Consider the following 1,381-nt stretch of genomic DNA (forward strand, 5'->3'; position numbering starts at 1 on the left):
ATCTGGCGCTCCCGGTGGTGAACCTAAGAGATCAGATCACCAAACTGCGGGATAGTTCCCTGATTTGAGCAACAACGCCTCGGCACTGCAGAGTGATATCAGTAATTCGCTCTCTACCCGACCGCAGAAGGCGGACGAGCATTATTTCGTCGGCAAAGTGCTGAAAACCGCGCAGGGTGATATCAAAATCACCGAAGAGATGGCCAAAAAGATTTATCGCTATCTGGTCAAAAATGATTATACCGATGAGCAGGACCGCATTACTGATGCCTACATCGATGCGCGCAAGGCTGGCACGTTAGCGGCCATGCCGGGTGATCTGCAGCCCTATAGCGATCCCATACTGGATGTGATTGATTCCATCTACACTGACAAGCAATTGCCCGCTATCGATGATGATCGCAAGGGCAAGATCAATCCGCTGAATAGCAATTTCGATAAGAAAGAGTTCCAGGAACTGTGGCAACGAATTAACCACAAGGCCATCTACCAGGTCGATTTTGATTCCGCAGAGTTGATAGCTAAGGCGGTCAAAGAGCTGGATCAGCATCTACGTGTAGAGAAACTCCACTTCAATATCGTGCGGGGTGAGCAAGTTGACAACGCCACCTATGAGCAGATGAAAACGGGGCAGGGATTCGCCGTATCCGAAACGGAGCGGGAGGAGTATCAGCATTCGGTGCACTCGACGGTCAAATATGACTTGTTGGGTAAGGTTAGTGAATTGACCAAGCTCAAACGCAGTACGGTTGCGGCCATATTGCAGAAGATCCAGAAGGTGGTGTTCGACCAGTTCCGTAACAACCCTGAGGATTTTATTAGCCAGACGGCTCGCCTGATCAATACACAAAAGGCCACCATGGTGGTGGAGCATCTGACGTATGACCTGCTGGAAGATAAGTTTGATAGCAGCATCTTTACGGCGGGGCAAACCAAGCAAGATTTCGTCCATGCAGGCCAGCCGTTGAAGAAGCACATCTACGACTATCTGATCACCGACTCAGACGTGGAGCGCAAACTGGTCTTTGGCGATCCGAAATCTAATGATCCTGGCGGACTTGAATCAGCCAAGGAAGTGACCGTCTATGCCAAGCTACCTCGTGGCTTTTCCATACCAACTCCTGTTGGCAACTATAACCCGGACTGGGCTATTGCGTTCGAAGAGGGAGCCGTCAAACATGTCTATTTTGTTGCAGAAACAAAGGGTTCAATGGAGTCACTGCAACTGAAGGCCATGGAACAAGCCAAGGTCGATTGCGCCAAGCGCTTCTTCGAAAAATTGAGCGAGCAAATTTCATCGAAAAAGGTCAGCTACAGCGTAGTGGATAGCTTCAAGAGTTTGATGAATATAGTGAGATAATCGATAACGTCCAGCCTCTGA

Annotated in this window: 1 protein-coding gene; it reads left to right on the plus strand. The window is 49.3% G+C overall.

Annotated elements, in window-relative coordinates; genetic code table 11:
• Nucleotides 1–64: 64 nt before the first annotated feature.
• The gene (locus tag ACYVG7_RS10335; RefSeq protein ID WP_460883037.1) at nucleotides 65–1,360 is read left to right on the plus strand and encodes a restriction endonuclease; all 1,296 of its coding nucleotides are present in this window, start codon (nucleotides 65–67) and stop codon (nucleotides 1,358–1,360) included.
• The last annotated feature ends 21 nt before the right edge of the window (nucleotides 1,361–1,381 follow it).

The organism is Pseudaeromonas pectinilytica (assembly GCF_054780855.1).